Source organism: Cobetia sp. PS-4MA (genome assembly GCF_057670765.1).
In genome coordinates this window covers 3,007,798-3,031,399 of sequence record NZ_CM173107.1, presented here as the reverse complement: position 1 = coordinate 3,031,399, position 23,602 = coordinate 3,007,798, and the positions used below count along the sequence as shown (strand labels likewise).

Genomic DNA, 23,602 nt, shown 5'->3' with positions numbered 1-23,602 from the left:
TGCACAGATTTTCATGCCTGATGGGGGCTGTCAGGCTCCGCGATGGCCTGCTGGAAACGCTCGAGCTGCGTGGCGAAGGTGCCCGCCAGCTGGCGGGTCAGTTCGCGGGCATCCCGGGACAGCGGCGCCTCCGGCTCATCCTGCTCCTGTGTACGGGAGACCTCGGGGACCATGTCCGGCAGTACCTTGAGATTGAGCATCACGCGCTGCGCGGGGATGTGGTACCAGGGCTCGCCCTTGGTCAGCGTGCTGGGCTGGCAGTCGATCAGCACCGGGGTGATGTCACAGGGCGTGCGCAGGGCGATGTTGGCGGCGCCGCGACGGAACTTCAGGGCGCGGCCCGGCACGCTGCGCGTCCCCTCGGGGAACAGGATCAGGGCGTTGCCCTTGGCCAGGCTCTCGCGGGCGGCATCCAGCACGCCCTGTGGCTCGTTGTTGGTGATATAGCCGGCGGCGCGGATCGGGCCGCGAGTGAACGGGTTGCGGGCCAGACGCCCCTTGACCACGCAGTCGGCGTGGGGGATCAGCGCGATCAGGAAGACCACGTCGATCAGTGTCGGATGATTGGCCAGCACCAGCAGCCCCGGGCGCTGCAGACGCTGACAGTCGTGCAGACGGTAGTCGAGCACACCCAGGCCGCGCATCAGCTGGAGGAAGCCGCGCATGGCGTGATGGATGATGCGGCGCGCCAGGCGCTGGCGGCGTTCGTCATCGCGCATGCTCACTGTCAGCAGGGGCAGCAGCCCCCCCAGCAGCAGGCCACCCAGCCCGAAGACGCTGAAGCTGATGGCGGTGGCGATGCCACGCCACAGGCGCCCGAGGGGGGAGGATAGCCCGAAGGCACGAGGAGGCGTCATCACTGCGGCGCGGCGTCAGTGATGGGAGGAGAGTTCAGTTGCCAGGCCTGCCGGCGACAGACGAGCGGTGTCTGTCCGGCGGCTTCCAGCCACTCGATCACCTCGATGGGGGTCGGGGCGTGGTGGGCCGGCTCCTCGGCGTCGACTGGCAAGGCGGCGAGCCGCGGGGCCTCAGGCGAGGTACGGCTCAAGCGCATGGCGACGGCACTGGCATGCTCGGGATAGTCGCCGTGGTGCTGGAAGGCCTCTGGCGCGGCGATATCGGAGAACAGCACGATGACTTCCTCCCGCTCCCCCAGATAGCCGAGCGCTTCGCTCATCAGTGCATCGAACTCGTCACCGCAGGCGGCGAGCGCCTCGAGCGGCTGATGGGACTGACGCGTGATCGAGTACATGCCAAGGATGGCGTTGTGCACCGAGAGCGAGAAGCGTGCGGGTGACAAGGCTTCCTGCGGCTGGGTGGCCGAGTCGAGCAGGGCAAGTATCTTGCTGGTGTCGCCATGTCGGGAGGCGTGGATGATCGGCAGATCGCCCTCAGGGTCGAGGGTGAACAGCAGCTTGCAGCATGCCTGCCCGACCGGACTCAGTCGGCGGCGCAGCATCGCCGGTACCTGTTCGGCACGCGGGGAGGGGGTGATGTCGGTGCGACCGTCGTGGGTCGTGCGTGTCGCACTCGCCTGCCAGGCTCGCCAATCAGTCAGACGCATGAGGTTCCTGTCCGTGAACGCATCGTTGCCATATTGGAGCCTCAGTGTACCGCAGGGGAAACGGCCAGCCCAAGCCAGCGGCCCATCAGGCCGGCCGTTGGCGCTCTGGTGGACAAATGCCCGGTGCCGCCCGAGTGAGACGTCGCGGACCCGGCGGCTCGCGCCACCGCGCGCTGGGCGCCTTGCGGGCATGAGCACTGGACTGCCCGCGATGACGGTGTAAGGTGTCGCTTCAGCGAGCCAGAGGCCGAGGGCCTGAGGGCGATGGGAGCGCCGGCAGCGGGGGCGTGTGCGCCTGCCGGGCGGTCCTGTCATGCCTTCTGGTGGTCATAACGAAGGGTGAGGATGGGGAATGAAGCCGATCATGCGTGAGGCAACGTCATGAGCACGCCGAGGGAGGCGAGAGCGGGGGGCCACGGTGCCGCCTTGATGCGCCGTCTGCAGGTGACGGAGTGGCTGCCGGTGGTCCGGGTGCTCGGCCTGCTGCTGTGCGTGGTGGCGGTGATGATGCTGGTGCCGCTGCTGCTGTTGCTGGAAGAGGGCGATGCGGATGCATGGGCCTTCGCGATATCGCTGGGCATCACGCTGGGGTCGGCTCTGGTGATGCTGCTGGTCTCGCACCAGGTGGAGCTGCAGCTCAAGCCCCGCGCGATGTTCGTGCTGACGACCCTGAGCTGGGTGCTGGTGTCAGCCTACTCGAGCCTGCCATTGATCTTCGGCGCGACCCACCTGGGCGTCACCGATGCCGTCTTCGAGTCGGTCTCGGCGATCACCACCACCGGCTCGACCGTGCTGACCCACATCGAAGGACTGTCGGATGGCCTGAAGCTGTGGCGGGGCCTGATGCAGTGGGTGGGGGGGATCGGCATCATCGTGATGGCCATCGCGATCCTGCCGTTCCTGAAGGTGGGTGGCATGCGTCTGTTCCAGACCGAATCCTCGGACTGGTCCGACAAGGTGCTGCCACGTGCCGGGGGTGTCGCCAAGGCGATCGGGCTGGTCTATGTGGGGCTGACGCTGCTGGCGATCCTGAGCTACTGGCTGGGGGGCATGCTGCCGCTGGATGCCGTGGTGCATGGCATGACCTCGCTGGCCACGGGCGGGTTCGCCAACTACGACAGCTCGATGGGCATCTATTCCGATCGCCCGCATCTGCTGTGGATGGCTTCCGCCTTCATGCTGCTGGGGGCGCTGCCCTTCGTGCTGTTCATCCGCGCCTGGCAGGACAGTGCCGGGGTGATGTGGTGCGACGCCCAGGTGCGCGGCTTCCTGCGTTTGCTGGGCTGGGTGATCGCGGCGCTGACGCTCTATCGCGTCGTGCTGGGGGAGGATCTCTTCACGGCGCTGACCCAGGTGACCTTCAACGTCATGTCGGTGGTGACCACCACGGGCTATGCCAGCGATGACTACAGTGCCTGGGGGCCCTTCGCGGTGGTGGCCTTCTTCTATCTGACCTTCGTCGGGGGCTGCAGCGGCTCCACCAGCGGGGGCATGAAGATCTTCCGCCTGCAGATCGGCCTGATCATGCTCGGCAATCACCTGCGCTCGCTGATCCATGCCAACGGGGTCTTTTCCCAGCGCTACAACGGGCGCGCCCTGCCGGATGAAGTGGTGCGCGCGGTCATCGCCTTCTCGTTCTTCTTCTTCATCACCATCGGTGGGCTGGCACTGGCGCTGTCATTGATCGGGCTGGATCTGGTGACCGCCGTGACCGGTGCCGTAACCGCCGTCACCAACGTTGGCCCCGGGCTTGGGGATATCATCGGCCCGGCCGGCAACTTCGCACCGCTGCCTGACAGTGCCAAATGGCTGCTGTGCATCGGCATGCTGATGGGGCGCCTCGAGATCCTGACCGTGCTGGTGCTGTTCTCGCCCAGCTTCTGGCGCAAGTAGGCGCTCGCCGGCAGCAGGCTGCATGAAGCGGCCAGACACGACAACGCCACCGTCGCAGGACGGTGGCGTTGTCGTGTCCAGGGCGGTATCCCGTGAGCGGGATCAGTCGATGGCGGTGGCCTCGGCGGCGTCCAGCTTCTCGTCGAGATCGATGGACAGGCCTTCACGATTGAGGATCGGGTTGGCGTACTGCACCAGCCACCAGTCCCTGAGCTCACTCGGCACGCCGGCGAGACGATTCTCGAACACGGCGCGCTCGGCACCACTGATGGCGGAGACATCCAGCGCGGCGGCCAGGCGTGGCTCGTCACGCAGCTGCGGACGGCTGGCGGCCAGCTTCTCGAGGGCCAGCTGGTGGCTCGGGTAGAGGGTGTAGTGCTGGAGTACCTGGCGGTCGACTTCGGCGACCACGTCGTCCGGAGTGGCGAAATCGCCCTTGAGCGGCTCGCCGAATACCAGCTTGACGCGCCCCTTGTGACCGCTGATGCCGGCGGCGATCGACTGGATGTCCTCGTACTGCACCTTCTCGTAGCGCCCTTCATTGGCGATGGCCGCCAGCTCGCGCGCCTTCTGCAGATCGCAGGGGTCGAATTCGTAGCTGATGGACACCGGCACGATGTTGAGCTCGCTGACGCTCTCGCTGAAGGGGCGTGTCTTGTCGGCGGTGCGGGCCGCCATGGTCAGCATCTTGATGATGGCGCTTTCGGTGCCGTCACGGCCATCCTTGGCACGCCCTTCCCGCTGGGCCAGCCAGATGGAGTGCCGATCGTGGATCAAGGAGTGACGAATATAGCCCGACAGTGACTGGTAGGCCGCCAGCATCGCGCGCTTGCCCTTGGCGGAGCGCGGCACGATGAAGCTCTTGTTGAGGCGCATCAGGTCGGTGACGAAGGGCTTCTGGAGCAGGTTGTCGCCGATGGCGATGCGCACCGTGTCGCGGCCGTGACGATAGAGCGCGTAGTTGACGAAGGCCGGGTCCAGCGAGATGTCGCGGTGATTGGACAGGAACAGATACGGCGTGTCTTCCGACAGCCGCTCGAGTCCCACCGTCTCGAAACTGGTGGTGGTGGTATGGATCATGCGCGCCATGTAGCTGGCGATGCGGGTCTGGAAACTGGCCACGTCCTTCACGCCCATCATCTCGCGCTTGATGGCCAGGCGAGCGATCTGGCGCGCCAGCCACGGGAAGCGCTGGGTCAGTCCCGGCAGGCGGAAGCGAGTCAGGGTGTCGAGCAGTTCGCGGTCCTGCTCGAGGCGCACCAGTACCTCACTTACCTCGTGATCGTGGTAGGGGCGAATCCTGGCGAACGGGTCCTGTTCGTCAGGCGTGGCAGGCTTGGGCGTTGCTGTGTCAGTCATCGACGCACGTCATCCGGATTGTCATTCTTGAGAAGAGAAGAAGGGGGGGGGCGCTCAGCTTCCCGGCTGAGCTTCGCCGCCCAGCCAGGCGGTCATCTGCTCGATCACGCCGGAGAGCACCTGGGCCATCAGCGCGAAGTCGGTCTCCAGTCGCAGGATGGGGTCTTCACCATCCTCCTGGGCATTGGCTTCATCGATGACGGCATCGGCGAACTTGAGGCTCTTGAGCGCCATGTCCTCGCCGAGGATCAACGCCACGCGGCCCTCGACTTCCAGTGCCAGCTTGCTGACCACGCGGCCCAGAGTGAGCGCCGTCTGGATTTCCTCGCCGTCGAGGTCGAACTGACGGGCACGCAGCACGCCATCCTCGCCGCCCGGCGCCTTGAGCTCGACCTGATCACCGACGATGAGGTCATCCGGACGCGAGGCCACGTCCTTCAGCCAGGTGGTCATCACCTGGGAGGGCGGCTGCGCGACGGCCAGCCGCGTGACCTTGAGCGAGCCGAGCGTCTGGCGCAGCAGGTCGAGGACTTCCTCGGCACGTTTGGCATTCGAGGCGTTGACGGCGATCAGCCCGCGACGGCTGTCCCACCACAGGTCAGTGCGCGAGGAGCGTGTGAAGGCGCGTGGCAGCAGCTCCTCGTAGATCTGCTCCTTGAGGGTCAGCTTCTCGCGGCGACGCAGCGGACGACCTTCCGCCGTCTCGCGCTCGGCGACTCGCTCCTCGAGTTCTTCCTTGACCACGGCAGTGGGCAGGACACGTTCCTGACGCAGTGCGCTGATCAGATAATGGCCCTGGATCTCGTGGACCAGCATGTCGCTGTTGCGACCGCCCGGTGCCACCCAGCCGATGCGCTTGGCCTCCACCCCGCTGACGGGGCGGAACAGGTATTCGGGCAGGGCGTCGGCTAGACGACCCTCTTCCAGCGGTGCGCTGTCATGCAGGCGATAGAGCTGCAGGTTCTTGAACCACATGTGACCAGTCCTTGAGTCCGGTGAGCGGGGATTGCCCGCCTGAATGGCGCGTATTATGGCGAAACTCATGCGGCGGGTCATCCGCCGTGGACGTGACCCTGCGTCACACTGCGGTTGCCGACCATCGCGCGCGAGCGCAAAGACATACTGTGTGCACGCTGTGGCGCTAGTCTGAGATCGACCTGGCGGTGCACGGTCTGGCGGTTTGCGGTATCGCCCGACAGATATCGCCCGACAGATATCGACCCGCAGGCATCGACCATCAGATTTGAGACGCGGAGGGCGGCAGAGTGATCGACGACGGTGTTATGAAGACTGCTGTGGGGACTGCTGAGGAGACGGTTGTGGCGGCTTTTGTGAAGAGCAGAGCGTCGGGCGCGAGCGCGCTGAAACGGGCACGGCCGCTGACGCTGGCGGCGCTGACCCTGCTGCTGTTCGGCTGCAGCGGGGAGGATGACGCGCACGACAGGGCGGCCAGCACGGCGGCGGCCAGTGCAACGGTCACGAAAGAGACAGTCGTTGCAGAGGAAGCCACTGACGGCGAACCTGCCCCGGCGGCGGTTGGACTGGATCCTGAGATGTTTGCCGCGGGCGCGATCGTCGGTGAGGTCGAGACCGTCGACTGCACCCTGAGCGGCGGCACGCAGACGACCTGCTATCAGTTCCGCGTGGCCGGTGCGCCCGCGGACCCGGAAACCTCGCCGGAGGGGCCTTTCTGCCCGCCCAATATCCATTCCGGTGAGGAGGAAGGCGGCACCTGGATGGATGGCGAGGGCACCCTCTATCAGGTGGACGGCGAGTTCATCAAGAATCTGGCCACTCTCTATCAGGACAAGGAGTGGCAGATGTACGACGTCAACACGGGGGAGATCACCGTGATCGATGGCGCGCGTGGCTGCGAGGTGGCGGGGAACCCGAATCCCATCGAAGGCTTCGACAACTTCTGTCTCGAGTGTCCGCTGGAGGAACTGGGCGGCGGCATCGAGAAGACTGTCGTGATCCCCAATGTGCCGGTACCGGCCGCCGAGCCGACCTCGCTGGCCGGCCGCGCCAACACCGGCGTGGCGCTCAATGGCGTGCTGTTCGGCCCGCCGGCACCGCTGGAGCTGATCCTGAGCTCTCACACCCTGGGGGTGCTCGATGATTGTGGCGCGCATGCCAATCCGCATGAGGGCTATCACTACCACACCGCCACCGGCTGCTCCGAGATCGGCATTCAGGAGGATGGCCATTCGCCGATGATCGGCTATGCGCTGGATGGCTATGCCATCTATGCCAGAGAGGACAAGGACGGCAATGTTCCCGCTGAGCTGGATGACTGTGGCGGCGAGACGGACCCGGTGCGTGGCTATCACTATCACGCCTCCGCGCCGGGGGTTAACCAGATCTTCGGCTGTTTCATGGGCGAGAAGGGGCACTTCCTCGACGAGGAGGGAGGCGAGAGGCCGCCGCAGGGCCCGCCCGGCGAGTAGCCGTCCTGCAGGTCTGGACGTGAAGGGCATCGCCCGTGGCAGATCCCGCCGCCTTGTCAGGATGGCGTGCAGGGCAGGCGCCATCATTCAACCAAGCGTTTGTTTTTCTGCTCGTGCCCGGCCTAAGATCTGACGACGAGGGCCGAGCAGGCTCATCCGTTTCCCCGCACAGGAGGCAAGGATGCAACAGGACAGCCGTCAACAGGACGCCGCCGATGAGACCGCCGGCACTTTCAGTCGCACGACACTGACGGTGCGAGGTTATCACCTGGATGGCTATGGGCACGTCAACAACGCCCGGTATCTGGAGTTCTACGAAGAAGGGCGCTGGGAGTTCATGCTCGCGCATCTGGACCTGGCGGACCTCAAGCGCGAGGGCATCGCGATGGTGGCGGTCAATGTCAATCTGGACTGGCATTATCCGGCCACCGTGCATGATGAGCTGGTGATCACCACGCGACTCGCTCGGGTCGGGCGGCGCAAGATGATCATGCATCAGGAGATCCATCTGGGCGAGACGCGCATGGGCGAGGTGCATCCGCGCTCCGGCGCACTGGTCTCCCGCGCGGATTTCACCTTCGTGCTGATGAATACCCAGACCGGACGAGCCATGCCGCTGGAGGGAGAAATCGGCACGCTGCTGGTATCATTGCTGTCGCCCGAGCCGCAATGAGCGCTGTCAGCGACAGGGGCGCGGCAGTGGGCCGCGTGCCCTTGAGGCCGTACTACCGTACTGACATCCGTTTGCGGGCTCGTGTGAGCTGCTAGGTGAGCGCGCAAGTGATATAATCCCGCCACTTCGGTGCCGCGGAGCTGGTACCCCGTGTCCGCTTCACGCCACTGCCGCGCTGCAGTAGCGACCGAAACCTGATGCTGCCCGAAATACGGTTGCTGCCCCGAAACATTGTCGCTGCCGCAGTGGCGCCAACAGTTGAGTTCAAGGATTTGACGAATCATGGGTGAGATCGCCAGAGAGATACTGCCAGTCAACATCGAGGACGAGCTCAAACAGTCGTATCTCGATTACGCGATGAGCGTCATCATCGGGCGTGCCTTGCCGGATGTCCGCGATGGCCTCAAACCGGTTCACCGTCGCGTGCTGTTCGCGATGCACGAACTGAACAATGACTGGAACAAGGCCTACAAGAAATCCGCCCGTGTCGTCGGCGATGTGATCGGTAAATACCACCCGCACGGTGACAGTGCGGTCTATGACACCATCGTCCGCATGGCCCAGCACTTCTCCATGCGTTATGTGCTGGTGGATGGTCAGGGCAACTTCGGTTCCATCGATGGCGACAGCGCCGCGGCGATGCGTTACACCGAGGTGCGCATGGCGCGCCTGGCGCACGAGCTGCTGGCCGACCTCGAAAAGGACACCGTCGACTGGGTCGACAACTATGACGGCACCGAGCGCATTCCTGCCGTGCTGCCGACCAAGACCCCGAACCTGCTGGTCAACGGCTCCTCCGGTATCGCCGTGGGCATGGCCACCAACATCCCGCCGCACAACATGGGCGAGGTCATCGATGGCTGTCTGGCGCTGATCGACAACGGCGACCTGACCATCGATGAGCTGATGGAATACATCCCGGGGCCGGACTTCCCGACCGCGGGCATCATCAACGGCCGTGCCGGCATCCTCGATGCCTATCGCACCGGCCGTGGCCGCATCTATGTACGTGCCGTGCACACCATCGAGCACCACGACAAGAGCGGTCGTGACCACATCATCATCACCGAGCTTCCCTACCAGGTGAACAAGGCGCGTCTGATCGAGAAGATCGCCGAACTGGTCAAGGACAAGAAGATCGAGGGCATCGCCGAGCTGCGTGACGAGTCCGACAAGGACGGTCTGCGCGTGGTCATCGAGACCAAGCGTGGTGAGTCCGGTGAAGTGGTCGTCAACAACCTCTTCTCCCAGACCCAGCTCGAGACCGTCTTCGGCATCAACATGGTTGCGCTGCACGAAGGTCAACCGAAGATCCTGAATCTCAAGCAGATTCTGGAATCCTTCGTGCGTCACCGTCGTGAAGTCGTCACCCGTCGTACGCTGTTCGAACTCAAGAAGGCGCGCGAACGCGGCCACATTCTTGAAGGTCTGGCGGTGGCGATCTCGAACATCGATGAGGTGATCGAGCTGATCAAGGGCTCGCCGAGTGCGGCGGAAGCCAAGGAAAAGCTGATCGATCGTGAATGGCAGCCGGGTCAGGTGGTCGAGATGCTCGAGCGCGCCGGTGCCACTTCCTGCCGTCCGGAAGACCTGCCGGAAGGTCTGGGGCTGTCTGAAGATGCCAGGCACTATCGTCTGTCGCCGGCTCAGGCTCAGGCCATCCTCGAGCTGCGCCTGCATCGCCTGACCGGTCTCGAGACCGAGAAGCTGCTGGCCGAGTACTCCTCCATCCTCGAGCGCATCGCCGAGCTGATGGAGATCCTGTCCTCTGCCGATCGCCTGATGGAGGTCATCCGCGAAGAGCTGCGTGAAGTGCGCGCCCAGTACGCCGATGAGCGTCGCACCGAGATCATGACCAGCCGTCGCGACCTGACCATCGAAGACCTCATCAACGAGGAAGACATGGTGGTGACGGTCTCGCGCAGTGGCTATGCCAAGACGCAGCCGCTGTCTGACTACCAGGCCCAGAAGCGCGGTGGCCGTGGCAAGTCGGCGACCGCGATGAAGGACGAGGATGTCATCGAGCACCTGCTGGTCGCCTCGACCCATGACACCGTGCTGCTGTTCTCCAACAAGGGCAAGGTGTACTGGCTCAAGGTCTACGAGATGCCGCAGGCCTCGCGTGGTTCGCGTGGCAAGCCGCTGGTCAACCTGATTCCGCTGGCGGAAGGCGAGTGGGTGACCACCATCCTGCCGGTGCGTGATTACGCCGCCGACAGCTACATCTTCTTCGCCACGGCCAACGGCACGGTCAAGCGTACGGCGCTGAGCCAGTTCTCTCGTCCGCGCAGCGTCGGTCTGATCGCGCTGGACATCGAGGAAGGCGACCGTCTGATCGGCGCCGACATCACTTCCGGCTCCGACCACGTCATGCTGCTGTCGTCCAACGGCAAGGCGATCCGCTTCGAGGAGCAGAACGTGCGTGTCATGGGCCGTACCGCTCGCGGTGTGCGCGGCATGCGTCTGATCGGCGATGCTCAGGTCATCAGCCTGATCATCCCGCGCACCACGGCCATCGATGACAACGAGGCTGACGTCGATGATTCGCTGGATGTGACGGCGGATGGCGTCGAGAGCGCTGATGTGGCAGTTACTGATGTCGCGACGGATGAAGGCGTCGCGACCGGTGAGGTGCCGCAGTGCTACATCCTGACGGCCTCGGCCAATGGCTACGGCAAGCGTACGCGCCTGGAAGAGTTCCCGCTGCGTGGCCGCGGTGGCCAGGGCGTGATCGCGATGCAGACCAGCGAGCGCAACGGCGATCTGGTCAGCGCGGTTCAGGTCAGCGACAACGATGAACTGATGCTGATCACCGACCGCGGCACCCTGGTGCGGACCCGTGTGGCCGAGGTGTCCATCACCTCGCGCAACACTCAGGGCGTGACCCTGATCCGCACGGCGGAAGAGGAGCGACTGGTGACCACGGTGCGTGTCGACGAGCCGGAAGATGTCGTGGTGATCGACGAGGACGGTACGGTCGCTCACGACGTCGAGGGTCAGGAAGAAGGCAAGAAGGACGCGCTGAGCACCGATGAACAGGTGCAGGCGGGAGACGCTGCCGAGTCGACGGATACCCCGCCGACAGACGTGGAATAAGACGCTGGATTGCGACCGCCTTCGGGGCGGTCGCTTCACTTTCGGGAATTAAGACGACATGACACGCAAGTTCAATTTCTGCGCCGGTCCTGCTGCACTGCCGACCGCTGTCCTGGAACGCGCACGCGCCGAGATGCTGGATTATCAGGGCCGCGGACTGTCCGTCATGGAGATGAGTCATCGCTCCGACGACTTCGTGGCCATCGCCGAGAAGGCCGAGGCGGATCTGCGCGAACTGCTCGACATTCCGTCCCACTATCGCGTGCTGTTCATGCAGGGCGGCGCTTCCACCCAGTTCGCGGGGGTGCCTCTGAACCTGCTGGGCGAGGGTGGCAGCGCCAACTATCTGTATACCGGTATCTGGGGCAAGAAGGCGATCAAGGAAGCCGAGCATCTGGCCGTGGGCAGCCATGTGGCCGCCTCCAGCGAGAGCAATGGCCTGATTGCCGTGCCGCGTCAGAATGCGATCCAGCTCTCAGGTGATGTGGGCTATCTGCATTACACCGCCAACGAGACCATCGGCGGCCTCGAGTTCGACTACATTCCCGAGGTGGCAGCGGATGGCGTGCCGCTGGTGTGTGACATGTCGTCTTCCATCCTGTCGGGGCCGCTGGATGTCAGCCGTTTCGGTGTCATCTATGCCGGTGCCCAGAAGAACATCGGTCCGGCGGGTCTGACGCTGGTCATCGTGCGTGAAGATCTGCTCGAGCGTGCGCGCAAGGACTGCCCGACCATGCTGAACTGGAAGACGGCCGCCGAGGCGGGCTCCATGTTCAACACCCCGCCGACCTATGCCTGGTATCTCTCAGGCCTGGTGTTCGAGTGGCTGAAGGATGAGGTCGGGGGTCTCGATGTCATGAATGCGATCAATGATCGCAAGGCGCAGGCACTTTATGCGGCCATCGACGGCAACGACTTCTACTCCAATCCGATCGTCACCGAGAACCGTTCACGCATGAACGTGCCGTTCGTGCTGGCCGATGATCGTCTCGACAAGACCTTCCTTGCCGAGTCCGAGGCGGCGGGTCTGCTCAATCTGGCCGGTCACCGCAGTGTCGGTGGCATGCGTGCCAGTCTCTACAACGCCGTGCCGGAAGCTGCCGTCACTGCGCTGGTGGACTTCATGGGCGACTTCGCGCGTCGTCACGGCTAAGGGAGAGGTGAGATGACGGATTCCAAGCAGAATCCTGCGCCGCAGGTGGCTGCCAAGGCGGTCACGCTGGACGAGCTGCGTCAGCGCATCGATACCATCGACAGCGAGCTGCTGCGCCTGATCAGCGAGCGGGCGGGCTGTGCGCAGCAGGTGGCCGAGGTCAAGATGGCGGCCGGTGACGTGGGCGAGGATGGCCAGGTGCAGTTCTATCGTCCTGAGCGTGAAGCCCAGGTGTTGCGCCGTATCATGGCCGACAACCCCGGCCCGCTGAAGGGCGAGGAGATGGCGCGTCTGTTCCGCGAGATCATGTCCGCCTGTCTGGCGCTGGAGCAGCCGATTCGTCTGGCCTATCTCGGCCCGGAAGGCACCTTTACCCAGCAGGCCGCGCTCAAGCACTTCGGTGACAGCGCCGTGACCAAGCCGATGGCCGCCATCGACGAGGTGTTCCGCGAAGTGGAAGCCGGCGCGGTGCAGTACGGTGTGGTGCCGGTGGAAAACTCCACCGAGGGCGTCATCAATCACACGCTGGATTCGTTCATGGGCTCGCAGCTCAAGATCTCCGGCGAGGTGGTGCTGCGCATTCACCATCACCTGCTGGTGGGCCCGAATACGCGTCGCGAGAAGATCTCGCGCATCTATTCCCACGCCCAGTCGCTGGCCCAGTGCCGCAAGTGGCTGGATGCCCACTTCCCGCACGCCGAGCGCATCGCGGTGTCCTCGAATGCCGAGGCCGCGCGTCAGGTGCGCACCGAGTGGCACAGTGCGGCGATTGCCGGTGACATGGCGGCCAAGCTCTATGAGCTGGAGAAGGTCGAGGAGAAGATCGAGGACAGCCCCGACAACTCCACGCGTTTCCTGATCATCGGCGACAGCTCGGTGCCGGCGTCCGGTGATGACAAGACGTCCATTGTGGTGGCGATGCGCAACCAGCCGGGCGCGCTGCATGACCTGCTGGCACCGTTCCACCGCCACCAGATCGATCTGACCCGTGTCGAGACGCGGCCGTCGCGCTCGGGTGCCTGGAACTATGTCTTCTTCATCGACTTCCGTGGCCACCGTGATGATCCGCTCATCACGGAGACGCTGGAAGAGCTGCGTCAGTGCGCGGCGGACGTCAAGGTGCTCGGGTCCTACCCGGTCGGTGTGCTGTGAGCGAGTCGGAACAGGCAGTGACTGGCGCGGCGGCGGACATGCTGTCCTCGGAGCGGCTGGCCGGCGAGCGGCGTATCCTGCTGGTCGGGCTGGGGTTGATCGGTGGCTCGCTTGCCGCCGCATTGCGTGCGGCGGGTCATCGCGGCGAGATTCTCGCCTGTGATCGGGATTCCAACGAGATCTGCCTCGGTCAGCGCATGAAGCTGATCGATGGCGGCAGTACTCAGCTGGCTGGGCTGGTGCCCGGCGCCTCGCTGGTGGTGCTGTGCGTGCCGGTGATGGCGATGCAGGGCGTGATGGCGGAGATCGCACCGCTGCTGGACGATGATGCGGTGGTCACCGATGTCGGCAGCACCAAGGGCGCGATCCGCGACGCGGCGATCGGCGTGTTCGGTCACATGCCGCCGAATCTGGTGCTCGGGCATCCGATCGCCGGTTCCGAGAAGAGCGGGGTGGCGGCGTCCAATCCCGAGCTCTATCGCGATCACAAGGTGATTCTGACACCGGAACCGGACAGTGACCCCGAGGCCGTGGCACGCGTGGCCGCCATGTGGTCGGTGTGTGGTGCTCAGCTGCTGGACATGAGCGTGGCACGCCACGACGAGGTCCTGGCACGCACCAGCCATCTGCCGCATCTGCTGGCGTTCTCGCTGGTGGAAAGCCTGGCGCGTCAGGATGAGCGCCTGGAGATCTTCCGCTACGCGGCGGGCGGTTTCCGCGACTTCACGCGTATCGCGGGCAGTGACCCGGTGATGTGGCGTGACGTCTATCTGGCCAACCGCGATGCGGTGCTGGAGGCGCTGGATGAATTCGAGGCCGGGGTAGCGCGAGTGCGTGCTGCCGTGACCGCGGGCGATGGCGAGGCGATGCTGGGGATATTCACCCGCGCCAGCCACGCTCGACACTACTTCAATACCCTATTGAAACAGACGAGTTATCAGACAATGGAACAGCAGAACGTGCGGTACCGTGCACTGCCGGGTGGGCAGGTTCAGGGGCGCATTCGTGTGCCGGGTGACAAGTCCATGTCACATCGCTCCATCATGCTGGGCGCGCTGGCGAACGGCGTGACCGAGGTCGAGGGCTTCCTCGAGGGTGAAGACAGCCTGGCCACGCTGCAGGCCTTCCGCGACATGGGCGTGGTCATCGAAGGCCCGCATCAGGGTCGTGTGACCATTCATGGCGTGGGCCTCAACGGCCTGAAGCAGCCGCCGGGCCCGCTGTATGTCGGCAACTCCGGCACCGCGATGCGTCTGTTCGCCGGTCTGCTGGCCGGTCAGGCCTTCGATACCGAGCTGACCGGGGATGCCTCGCTGACCAAGCGCCCGATGGACCGCGTCGCCAACCCGCTGCGCGAGATGGGCGCGGTGATCGATACCGCCGAGAATGGCCGTCCGCCGCTGCGTATCCACGGTGGTCAGCCGCTCAAGGGGATCCGCTACGAGATGCCGATGGCGTCCGCTCAGGTCAAGTCCTGCCTGCTGCTGGCCGGTCTCTACGCCGAAGGCGAGACCCGCGCCATCGAGCCGGCACCGACGCGTGATCACACCGAGCGCATGCTCAACGGCTTCGGCTACAAGGTCGAGCGTCAGGGCGCCGAGGCGTGGCTGACCGGTGGTGGCAGCCTCGAGGCCTGCCCGATCGACGTGCCGGCCGACATCTCCTCCGCGACCTTCTTCCTGGTCGCCGCGGCCATCACGCCGGGTGCCGATCTGGTGCTGGAGCACGTCGGTATCAACCCGACGCGCATTGGCGTGATCAACATCCTTAAGGCGATGGGTGCCGATCTGAGCATCTCCAACGAGCGTGAAGTCGGCGGTGAGCCGGTGGCGGACCTGCACATCCGCTATGCGCCGCTCAAGGGGATCGACATCCCGGAAGATCAGGTCCCGCTGGCCATCGACGAATTCCCGGCGCTGTTCATCGCGGCGGCCAATGCCGAGGGCATGACCCGCCTGCGTGGCGCCGAGGAGCTGCGCGTCAAGGAGTCCGACCGCATCCAGGTGATGGCGGACGGTCTGGCGCAGATCGGTGTCGAGCACGAAGTCGTCGCCGACGGTATCGACATCCGTGGCGGTGCCTACGGTGGCGGTCTGGTCGACAGTCACGGTGACCACCGTATCGCGATGGCCTTCAGCGTGGCGGCGCTGCGTGCGCAGGGCGAGATCCTGATCGATGATTGTGCCAATGTCGCGACCTCCTTCCCGAACTTCGTGGCGCTGGCCAGTGAAGTCGGCATGCAGGTCGAGAACCTCGGTGCCGTGGCACCCGGACAGGAGGCGTCATGAGTGGTGAAGCGACTCCGCATCACAGCCAGGTGAGCGATGAGCCGGTGCTGACCCTCGATGGCCCCGGCGGGGCCGGCAAGGGCACCATCAGCCGTCTGGTCGCGGCGAGCCTGGGCTGGCACCTGCTGGACTCCGGTGCGCTGTATCGCCTGACGGCTCTGGCCGCCGAGCGTCACGGTGTGGCCTTGGAGGACGAGTCCGCGGTGGCCACCATCGCCGAGCACCTCGATGTCCAGTTCGATGCCGAGGGGGATGCCACTCGCGTGATTCTCGAGGGTGAAGACGTCACGCGTGACATCCGTCTTGAGACGGTCGGCAACAACGCCTCCATCATCGCGGCCCAGCCGCGCGTGCGCACCGCACTGCTGGCACGTCAGCGTGCCTTCGCGCGTGCGCCGGGCCTGGTGGCCGACGGTCGCGACATGGGCACGGTGGTCTTCACCGAGGCGCCGCTCAAGATCTTCCTCACCGCCTCGGCCGAGGAACGTGCCCGCAGACGTCATGCCCAGTTGCAGGAAGCGGGTGTGGATGCTAATATTTCGAGCCTTTTGACAGAAATACAGGCGCGCGATGCACGCGACATGGGCCGGGCAGTCGCCCCGCTCAAGCCGGCAGATGACGGCGTGATCCTCGATACGACGGATCTCGACATCGAGCAGGTGGTCGAGCGCATCCAGCAGCTGCTGGTCGAGTATGGCCTGGTGGCGGAACGCTGAAACGGCATGTCCGTGGCCTTCATCGGCAAGCGTACCTGTTGTGTCAGGACAATCGATTGATAGCCTGCTGCTGCATCAAGGCCTTCGGGCCGGGCAGTGGCAGGCTTCGCTCGCTCTGCGAGCGGAGACGCAGGACAAGGCACGACCCAGATGACACTGCGGTGTCATCAACCCCCCGGCCAGGTGTCATGGGGTGCATCGGCGGCAAGCGGAAAGCCGGTGTATCTCGAACCAGCGTCAACGCCCCCGGGGATATGTAGATATGGCCCGTGCTTGCTGGTGGTACGGAGACTGCGGTGCAAGCCGCCCCAAACGTTGATCATGTAGGAATACCATGAGCGAGAGCTTTGCTGATTTATTTGAACAGTCACTCCAGGACATCAACATGGAGCCGGGCGCAATCGTGTCCGCTACCATCGTCGATATCGATGGCGACTGGATCACTGTCAATGCCGGTCTGAAATCTGAAGGTCAGATTCCGTCTGAACAGTTCCGTGACGAAAGTGGCCAGCTGTCCATCAGCATCGGCGACGAAGTCATGGTCGCGCTGGAAGCCGTCGAAGATGGCTTCGGTGAGACCCGCCTGTCCCGCGAGAAGGCCAAGCGTGCCGAAGCGTGGAAAGAGCTGGAAGCCGCCTTCGAGAAGGACGAGATCGTCAAGGGCGTGATCAACGGCAAGGTCAAAGGTGGCTTTACCGTCGACATCAACACCATCCGTGCCTTCCTGCCGGGTTCTCTGGTCGATGTCCGCCCTGTGCGCGACACCGCCCACCTCGAGAACAAGGAACTGGACTTCAAGGTCATCAAGCTCGACGCCAAGCGCAACAACGTTGTCGTGTCTCGTCGTGCCGTCCTCGAAGCCGAGAACAGCGCTGAGCGTGAAGCCCTCCTGGCCACTCTGCAGGAAGGTCAGCAGATTCAGGGTATCGTCAAGAACCTGACCGACTACGGCGCCTTCGTCGACCTCGGCGGCGTTGACGGCCTGCTGCACATCACCGACATGGCCTGGAAGCGCATCAAGCATCCGTCCGAGATCGTTGCTGTCGGCGACGAGATCAACGTCAAGGTGCTGAAGTTTGACCGCGAGCGCAACCGTGTGTCTCTGGGTCTCAAGCAGCTGGGTGAAGATCCGTGGGTCAACATCAAGGCTCGCTACCCGGAAGGCGCCAAGATCAACGCACGCGTCACCAACCTCACCGACTACGGCTGCTTCGCCGAGCTGGAAGAGGGCGTCGAAGGTCTGGTCCACGTGTCCGAAATGGATTGGACCAACAAGAACATCCACCCGTCCAAGGTCGTCAATGTCGGCGATGACGTGGAAGTGATGATTCTGGACATCGACGAAGAGCGTCGTCGTATCTCCCTGGGTATCAAGCAGTGCACCACCAACCCGTGGGAAGACTTCAGCGGCAAGCACAACAAGGGCGACCGTGTCTCCGGTACCATCAAGTCAATCACTGACTTCGGTATCTTCATCGGTCTGGAAGGCGGCATCGACGGCCTGGTTCACCTGTCTGACATCTCCTGGAACGAAGCTGGCGAAGAAGCCGTGCGTCGTTACAAGAAGGGTGAAGAAGCTGAAGCGGTCATCCTGTCCATCGATCCGGAACGTGAGCGCATCTCTCTGGGCATCAAGCAGCTCGAGAGCGATCCGGTCTCTGAATACCTGGCCGTCAACGACAAGGGCGCCATCGTGTCCGGTCGTGTTGTCGACATCGACGCCAAGGAAGTTCAGGTCGAGCTGGCCACTGACGTCATCGCCATCCTGAAGGCGTCTGAAATCAGCGCTGATCGTGTCGAAGACGCACGCAACGTCCTGAGCGTCGGCGATGCTGTCGAAGCCAAGATCGTCGGTGTGGATCGCAAGAGCCGCCTGATCAACCTGTCCGTCAAGTCCAAGGACCAGGTGGAAGCACCGCGTCGCGATGCTGCCAAGCCGCGTACCCAGGAAGTCGAGAGCAACGGCCCGACGACCATCGGTGACCTGATCAAGCAGCAGCTGGGTCAGGAGTGATCCCGAGACATTCCGCTTCCTCGTGAGGCGGGATGTCCGGATCCACGCTGAGGTGACATGCCTCTGGTTGCCACCTCAGCGTCTCCGAATCGGTATCCTGCACACGACGCATGTCATGCGCAGGAACGAAAAAAACCGCCACCCTTCGGGGTGGCGGTTTTTTTGTGTCCAGAGATCGTGTCCGGGAAGTGCGGAGATCGTGTCTGGAAAGTGCAGAGATCGTGCCTGTGCACCCTGTCCTCGCTGTGCGGACGTTACCGGTTGATTCCGCTGGCGAGAGAATGCCCGGAGTCCACACGCTGACTGTTCTGGGCGAGAAGCTGCATCTGGCGCAGGGAGATGGTGCAGTAGAGGCTGCGGTACTGTGCCGGCTGCTCCGTCGGGTCGATCTGATGCAGGCGCTTTTCCAGTTGCTGGATGTCGCGGGCCAGTTGCTGAGGGCTGAGAGAGGCTGTCTGAGTCATGGTGGGCGCTCCTTGAGTTCAATGAACATCATTGCAAGGGTCAGGCGTGACGCCTCTCGTGGCGAGCTGTCGCGCGCTCATCGGGAGTCTTTGCCTGAGGTGGCGGCAGGGGCGGCGGGGTCTGCGTGACCCTGCCACCTTCCGTCGCGAGTCATCGTCGTGACCACTACAGTCTGGACGATGTTCAAGCGTGCGCCTTGATCCATGTCAGGACGATGACGTCGAGCTGACAGTCTGCCTGTGGAATTGGCGGGGCGGGTCAGCAGACCAAGTACCAGTCGTTGCCGGCCCCATCATCTCTTGATTGGTCCATCCCCGCCCAGCCCTGCGTGGTCTAGTCGTTCTCGCTCTGATCGGGCTTGGTGGCTTCAGCGGCGGCGGTCTGGCGTTCCAGGTTGGCCAGCATGCCGCGCAGGATGGACAGCTCACGGCGGGTCGGTTCAGCGCGGGCAAACAGTGCACGCAAGCGCTCTTCGGTCTGTGAGTGCGGTTGATTGAGGAAGCCGGAACCGCGCAGGGCACGGCCGAGGTGCTCGTGGAAGTGGCCGAGCTGCTCGCGGGTCGGCAGCTGATCATCCTCACGACGCGCGACCGGAGCCTCGCTGGTTGGCTCCAGGGTGCGACGCCAGGCGCTGCGACACTCGTGGGCGAGTACCTGTACGGCCTGGGAGACATTGAGGATGCCGTAGTCGGGGTTGGTGGGGATGGACACCTGGTGCGTGCAGCAGCCGATCTCCTCGTTGGTCAGCCCGAAGCGTTCACGGCCGAACACCAGCGCCACCTTGCCATCCTGGGCGGTATCGATGACGCGCGCGGCCATCTCGCTCGGCTCATCGAAGTGAGGCAGCGGCAGACTGCGCAGGCGGGCACTGGCACCGATGACCAGCTGGCAGTCATTGACGGCGTCTTCGAGATGCTCGACCACGCGGGCGTTTTCCAGAAGCTCCGCGGCGCCGCTGGCCATGCGCGTGGCTTCCTCATCGGGGAAGCAGCGCGGGTTGACCAGTACCAGGTCCTTGATGCCCATGGTCAGGATGGCGCGGGCGGTGGCGCCGATATTGCCGGGATGGAAGGTCTGCACCAGCACGACACGCACGTTGTCGAGGGTGGCTGGGCTCGAGGCAGAGCTGGAGGTATCAGTCATGAGAAGAAGATCCTGGGCAAGCGAGGCGCGCGGCCTGAGCGGTTGTCGTCATTGATCGTGGGCGTCAATGCGCTGCCAGCTTCGTGCACTGCCAGCGTCATGCACTGTCATCACGAAGAGGCAATGTCTCAGGTCGCCGCAAAAAAGTGGCGCCTAGTGTAGCGTGACGGGCGAGAGGAGTCAGGTAGCGGCCTGCGCCGTGCAAGCGAGGCATGTCACGGCGGGGAGCGTGAATGTCAGGCATGAAAAAACCGCCCCTGCTTGCGCAGGAGCGGTTCGGGTCACGACGGGTGAGTCGTGGGGTGAGGCTGGCTTACATCATGCCGCCCATGCCACCCATTCCGCCCATGCCACCCATGTCGCCGCCGCCGGCAGCTGCCTTGTCTTCCGGGTCTTCGGCGATCATGCATTCGGTGGTGATCATCAGGCCGCCGATGGAGGCTGCGGACTGCAGGGCAGAACGCGTCACCTTGGCCGGGTCCAGCACGCCCATCTCGAACATGTCGCCGTAGACACCGGTGGAGGCGTTGTAACCGTAGTTGCCTTCACCTGCCTTGACGTTGTTCAGCACGACGGAGGCTTCTTCGCCAGCGTTGGTGACGATCTGACGCAGCGGCGCTTCCATGGCGCGCAGCGCGATGGCGATACCGTGAGTCTGGTCTTCGTTGTCGCCTTTCAGCTCGGTCAGCTGGTTGAGGACGCGAACCAGGGCGGTACCACCGCCAGGCACGACACCTTCCTCGACGGCTGCACGAGTGGAGTGCAGGGCGTCTTCGACGCGAGCCTTCTTCTCTTTCATCTCGACTTCGGTGGCAGCACCGACGCGGATGACGGCAACACCGCCGGCCAGCTTGGCGACACGCTCCTGCAGCTTCTCGCGGTCGTAGTCAGAGGAGGTTTCCTCGATCTGCGCGCGGATCTGGGAGACACGAGCTTCGATGTCGCCTTCGTTGCCGGCGCCATCGATGATGGTGGTGTTTTCCTTGGACATGGTCACGCGCTTGGCGGTGCCCAGGTGGTCCAGGTTGGCCTGCTCGAGGTTGAGGCCGACTTCTTCGGAAATCACGGTGCCGCCGGTCAGGACAGCGATGTCCTGCAGCATGGCCTTGCGACGATCACCGAAGCCCGGCGCCTTGACGGCCGCGACCTTGACGATACCGCGCATGGTGTTGACGACCAGAGTCGCCAGCGCTTCACCTTCGATGTCTTCGGCGACGATCGCCAGCGGCTTGCCGGACTTGGCGACGCCTTCCAGCACTGGCAGCAGTTCGCGGATGTTGGAGATCTTCTTGTCGACCAGCAGGATGTACGGGTCTTCGAGTTCGACCGCCATGGTGTCCTGGTTGGTGACGAAGTACGGAGACAGGTAGCCACGGTCGAACTGCATGCCTTCGACGACTTCCAGCTCGTCTTCGAAGCCACGGCCTTCATCGACGGTGATGACGCCTTCCTTGCCGACTTTCTCCATCGCTTCCGCGATGATCTCGCCGATGCGAGAGTCGCCATTGGCGGAGATGGTACCGACCTGGGCGATGGCCTTGGTGTCGGTGCACGGCACGGACAGCTCACGCACGGCCTTGACGGCTTCGATGACGGCCTTGTCGATGCCGCGCTTCAGGTCCATCGGGTTCATGCCGGCGGTCACGCCCTTCAGGCCTTCATTGACGATGGACTGAGCCAGCACGGTGGCGGTGGTGGTGCCGTCACCCGCGACGTCGGAAGTCTTGGAAGCGACTTCCTTGACCATCTGGGCGCCCATGTTCTCGAAGCGATCCTTCAGCTCGATTTCCTTGGCGACGGACACACCGTCCTTGGTCACGGTCGGTGCGCCGAAGGATTTTTCCAGCACCACGTTGCGGCCTTTCGGGCCGAGGGTAGTCTTGACGGCATCCGCCAGGACATTGACACCACGCGCCATGCGCTTGCGAGCATCATCGGAGAAACGAACGTCTTTTGCAGCCATTGTTATCTCTACCTTTAATCAGTAAGTCGTAGCATTTAAACCGGAAACGCTGGAAATCAGCCTTCCACCACGGCGAGGATGTCGCTCTCGCTCATGATCAGCACTTCTTCGCCGTCGATCTTCTGCTTCTCGACGCCGTAGCCATCCTTGAAGATGACGGTGTCGCCGACTTTCACGTCAAGCGGGCGAACTTCACCGTTCTCGAGGATGCGGCCGTTGCCGGCGGCAAGAATTTCACCGCGCGTCGGCTTTTCCTGAGCGCTGCCGGGCAGAACGATGCCACCTGCAGTTTTCTGTTCTTCTTCCACGCGACGGACCACGACGCGATCGTGCAAGGGACGGATGTTCATTGCTCACGTTCTCCTGATGGTAAATCCCGCCATCTGCCGGTCTTTGCCGGCACGTCTGGCGTTCAATGGGGTTGCCTACCGAGTGTTGGGCCTCGCAGAGGCGAGGCCGTTATCCATTGCACCGCTTTTATGGTGGCGAGAGGACAGCTTTCAAGTAGGCGAACATAAAAAAATTTCAAATCTCGTCATCAACTGCGTCGCCTGAAAGGCACGCACTTGAGGTGCCGACTATCCCGATGCACTACTGTGAGTTGAATCAAGCAGTTGAGTGTATCTGAGCCATACGCCTCTGGCATGTGGACGCCCGACGGTGAATGACGTCCATTGGTACTAGGTGTCAGCGATGAGGCGCGTTGCACAGCGCGGCCATGCACAGCGCGGCCATGCATGGCAACGAAAAGCCCGGCAGGGGAGATGGGCTCCCGTACCGGGCTTAGATCATCATCATGCAGTGGGGGCTCGTCGGGCTCTTTGCCTGTCGAGGCGCGATGCCGGCCTACAGACGTGGCTCATCGCGGCTGATGTAGTCGCCTTCCAGCGGTTGCCCACCCTTGTCGCTGCTATTGGCGCGGCCTGATTCGCGCTGTGGCTCCTCCTGCTGGGCAGTGCCGTGATCCGTGGACTGCCAGTTGCCGGAGTGCGTCTGACGTGACTGACTCTGTGCGGAGAAGCGACCCTTGAAGAAGCGTGCGATGACGTTGTTGCCGCTCAGGCCTCGGGTCAGCAGTCCACGCGAGGCCGGCAGCAGGCAGAGCAGCCCCAGGCCATCCGAGAGAAATCCTGGTGCCATGAGCAGCGCGCCACCGAAGATCAGCGCCGCGCCTTCCATCAGTTCACCGGAGGGCAACTCGCCACGTTGCAGGCGCTCCTGGGCACGCATCAATGTCGCGCGACCTTCGCGTCGAATCAGATGCAGGCCCACGGCGCCGGTGATCAGTACCAGTGCCAGCGTCGGCAACAGCCCTATCTGGCTGCCAAGACTGAACAGCACCACGAAATCCAATAACCCGAACAGGGTAATCACTAGCAGTATGGGCATCGTCTCTCCCGAATCCGGTAAATGGCAGCTTGCACCAATGCGTCAAGGGTAAACCAGCAGCTGGATGGGGAACAGTCGAATCGGTGTCATGAAAGGCTCATGCCGGCCGACGTGGATGGCTGGCGCTGGTGGTAGAGCGGTGCCATGCTGGATGTTGCAGTGCACAATGACAGCGAGTGATACCGTGTCAGGCGCGACGGATGTCTCAAGTGTCCGAAGGTGGCAACGATACGCCTGACCAGGCGGGCCCCATGGCGGCCGGAAAGGACGCGGGCACGTCGCATCAG

General features: G+C 63.7%; 18 protein-coding genes. 9 read left to right on the top strand and 9 right to left on the bottom strand.

Annotation, left to right across the window (positions count from 1 at the left end):
- Nucleotides 1–11: 11 nt before the first annotated feature.
- Nucleotides 12–857: a lysophospholipid acyltransferase family protein gene (locus tag AC26AR_RS12905; protein ID WP_488107156.1), complete on the bottom strand. Its 846-nt coding sequence runs from the start codon at nt 855–857 to the stop codon at nt 12–14.
- The gene (locus AC26AR_RS12900; protein WP_488107155.1) at nt 857–1,564 is read right to left on the bottom strand and encodes a beta-ketoacyl synthase chain length factor; all 708 of its coding nucleotides are present in this window, start codon (nt 1,562–1,564) and stop codon (nt 857–859) included. The genes AC26AR_RS12905 and AC26AR_RS12900 overlap by 1 nt, the downstream gene beginning before the upstream one ends.
- A 429-nt stretch (nt 1,565–1,993) precedes the next feature.
- Here AC26AR_RS12900 and AC26AR_RS12895 point away from each other — a divergent pair, with 429 nt between their 5' ends.
- A complete protein-coding gene (locus AC26AR_RS12895) occupies nt 1,994–3,457 on the top strand; it encodes a TrkH family potassium uptake protein (RefSeq protein WP_136938958.1) in 1,464 nt (487 codons plus the stop codon).
- Between the two features lie 102 nt (nt 3,458–3,559).
- Here AC26AR_RS12895 and AC26AR_RS12890 read toward each other — a convergent pair whose 3' ends face one another.
- Both AC26AR_RS12890 and AC26AR_RS12885 read right to left on the bottom strand, forming a co-directional pair.
- Nucleotides 3,560–4,816, bottom strand: a complete 1,257-nt coding sequence (locus AC26AR_RS12890) for a 1-acyl-sn-glycerol-3-phosphate acyltransferase (protein ID WP_488107154.1) — start codon at nt 4,814–4,816, stop codon at nt 3,560–3,562.
- 54 nt (nt 4,817–4,870) lie between these two features.
- Entirely contained in the window at nt 4,871–5,791 is a 921-nt protein-coding gene (locus AC26AR_RS12885) for a recombination-associated protein RdgC (RefSeq protein ID WP_488107153.1), read from the bottom strand.
- A 344-nt stretch (nt 5,792–6,135) separates the two neighbouring features.
- On the opposite strand from AC26AR_RS12885, the gene AC26AR_RS12880 reads away from it, so the two are divergent.
- From AC26AR_RS12880 to rpsA, 8 genes are all read left to right on the top strand, one after another.
- Nucleotides 6,136–7,263 carry a YHYH protein gene (locus AC26AR_RS12880; RefSeq protein ID WP_488107152.1) on the top strand — a complete coding sequence of 376 codons (1,128 nt, stop codon included), beginning with the start codon at nt 6,136–6,138 and terminating at the stop codon, nt 7,261–7,263.
- Between the two features lie 181 nt (nt 7,264–7,444).
- A complete protein-coding gene (locus tag AC26AR_RS12875; protein ID WP_084208007.1) occupies nt 7,445–7,936 on the top strand; it encodes an acyl-CoA thioesterase in 492 nt (163 codons plus the stop codon).
- A gap of 282 nt (nt 7,937–8,218) precedes the next feature.
- The gene (gene gyrA, locus AC26AR_RS12870) at nt 8,219–11,032 is read left to right on the top strand and encodes a DNA gyrase subunit A (RefSeq protein ID WP_271302151.1); all 2,814 of its coding nucleotides are present in this window, start codon (nt 8,219–8,221) and stop codon (nt 11,030–11,032) included.
- A 58-nt stretch (nt 11,033–11,090) separates the two neighbouring features.
- Entirely contained in the window at nt 11,091–12,185 is a 1,095-nt protein-coding gene (serC, locus tag AC26AR_RS12865) for a 3-phosphoserine/phosphohydroxythreonine transaminase (protein WP_176503167.1), read from the top strand.
- 12 nt (nt 12,186–12,197) lie between these two features.
- Nucleotides 12,198–13,337 (top strand): prephenate dehydratase, encoded by a 1,140-nt coding sequence (gene pheA / locus AC26AR_RS12860; RefSeq protein WP_371861094.1) that lies wholly within the window; start codon nt 12,198–12,200, stop codon nt 13,335–13,337.
- Between the two features lie 38 nt (nt 13,338–13,375).
- Nucleotides 13,376–15,625 carry a bifunctional prephenate dehydrogenase/3-phosphoshikimate 1-carboxyvinyltransferase gene (locus AC26AR_RS12855; RefSeq protein WP_488107908.1) on the top strand — a complete coding sequence of 750 codons (2,250 nt, stop codon included), beginning with the start codon at nt 13,376–13,378 and terminating at the stop codon, nt 15,623–15,625.
- On the top strand, nt 15,622–16,341 hold the full coding sequence (gene cmk, locus AC26AR_RS12850) for a (d)CMP kinase (protein WP_084208009.1): 720 nt from the start codon (nt 15,622–15,624) through the stop codon (nt 16,339–16,341). Before AC26AR_RS12855 ends, cmk begins: the two co-directional genes overlap by 4 nt.
- A gap of 334 nt (nt 16,342–16,675) precedes the next feature.
- Nucleotides 16,676–18,355, top strand: coding sequence for a 30S ribosomal protein S1 (gene rpsA / locus AC26AR_RS12845; RefSeq protein ID WP_077375230.1), 1,680 nt, complete (start codon nt 16,676–16,678; stop codon nt 18,353–18,355).
- A gap of 254 nt (nt 18,356–18,609) precedes the next feature.
- Here rpsA and AC26AR_RS12840 read toward each other — a convergent pair whose 3' ends face one another.
- The 5 genes from AC26AR_RS12840 to AC26AR_RS12820 all read right to left on the bottom strand — a co-directional run bounded on the left by AC26AR_RS12840 (nt 18,610) and on the right by AC26AR_RS12820 (nt 23,315).
- Nucleotides 18,610–18,819, bottom strand: a complete 210-nt coding sequence (locus AC26AR_RS12840) for a hypothetical protein (protein WP_077375227.1) — start codon at nt 18,817–18,819, stop codon at nt 18,610–18,612.
- A gap of 334 nt (nt 18,820–19,153) precedes the next feature.
- Nucleotides 19,154–19,963, bottom strand: coding sequence for an RNA methyltransferase (locus AC26AR_RS12835; RefSeq protein WP_271302152.1), 810 nt, complete (start codon nt 19,961–19,963; stop codon nt 19,154–19,156).
- A gap of 313 nt (nt 19,964–20,276) precedes the next feature.
- The gene (groL, locus tag AC26AR_RS12830) at nt 20,277–21,926 is read right to left on the bottom strand and encodes a chaperonin GroEL (protein ID WP_065392449.1); all 1,650 of its coding nucleotides are present in this window, start codon (nt 21,924–21,926) and stop codon (nt 20,277–20,279) included.
- A gap of 56 nt (nt 21,927–21,982) precedes the next feature.
- Complete coding sequence (locus tag AC26AR_RS12825) at nt 21,983–22,276, bottom strand: co-chaperone GroES (RefSeq protein WP_043331438.1); 294 nt, start codon at nt 22,274–22,276, stop codon at nt 21,983–21,985.
- Nucleotides 22,277–22,772: 496 nt separating this feature from the next.
- On the bottom strand, nt 22,773–23,315 hold the full coding sequence (locus tag AC26AR_RS12820) for an FxsA family protein (protein ID WP_488107151.1): 543 nt from the start codon (nt 23,313–23,315) through the stop codon (nt 22,773–22,775).
- Between the last annotated feature and the right edge of the window lie 287 nt (nt 23,316–23,602).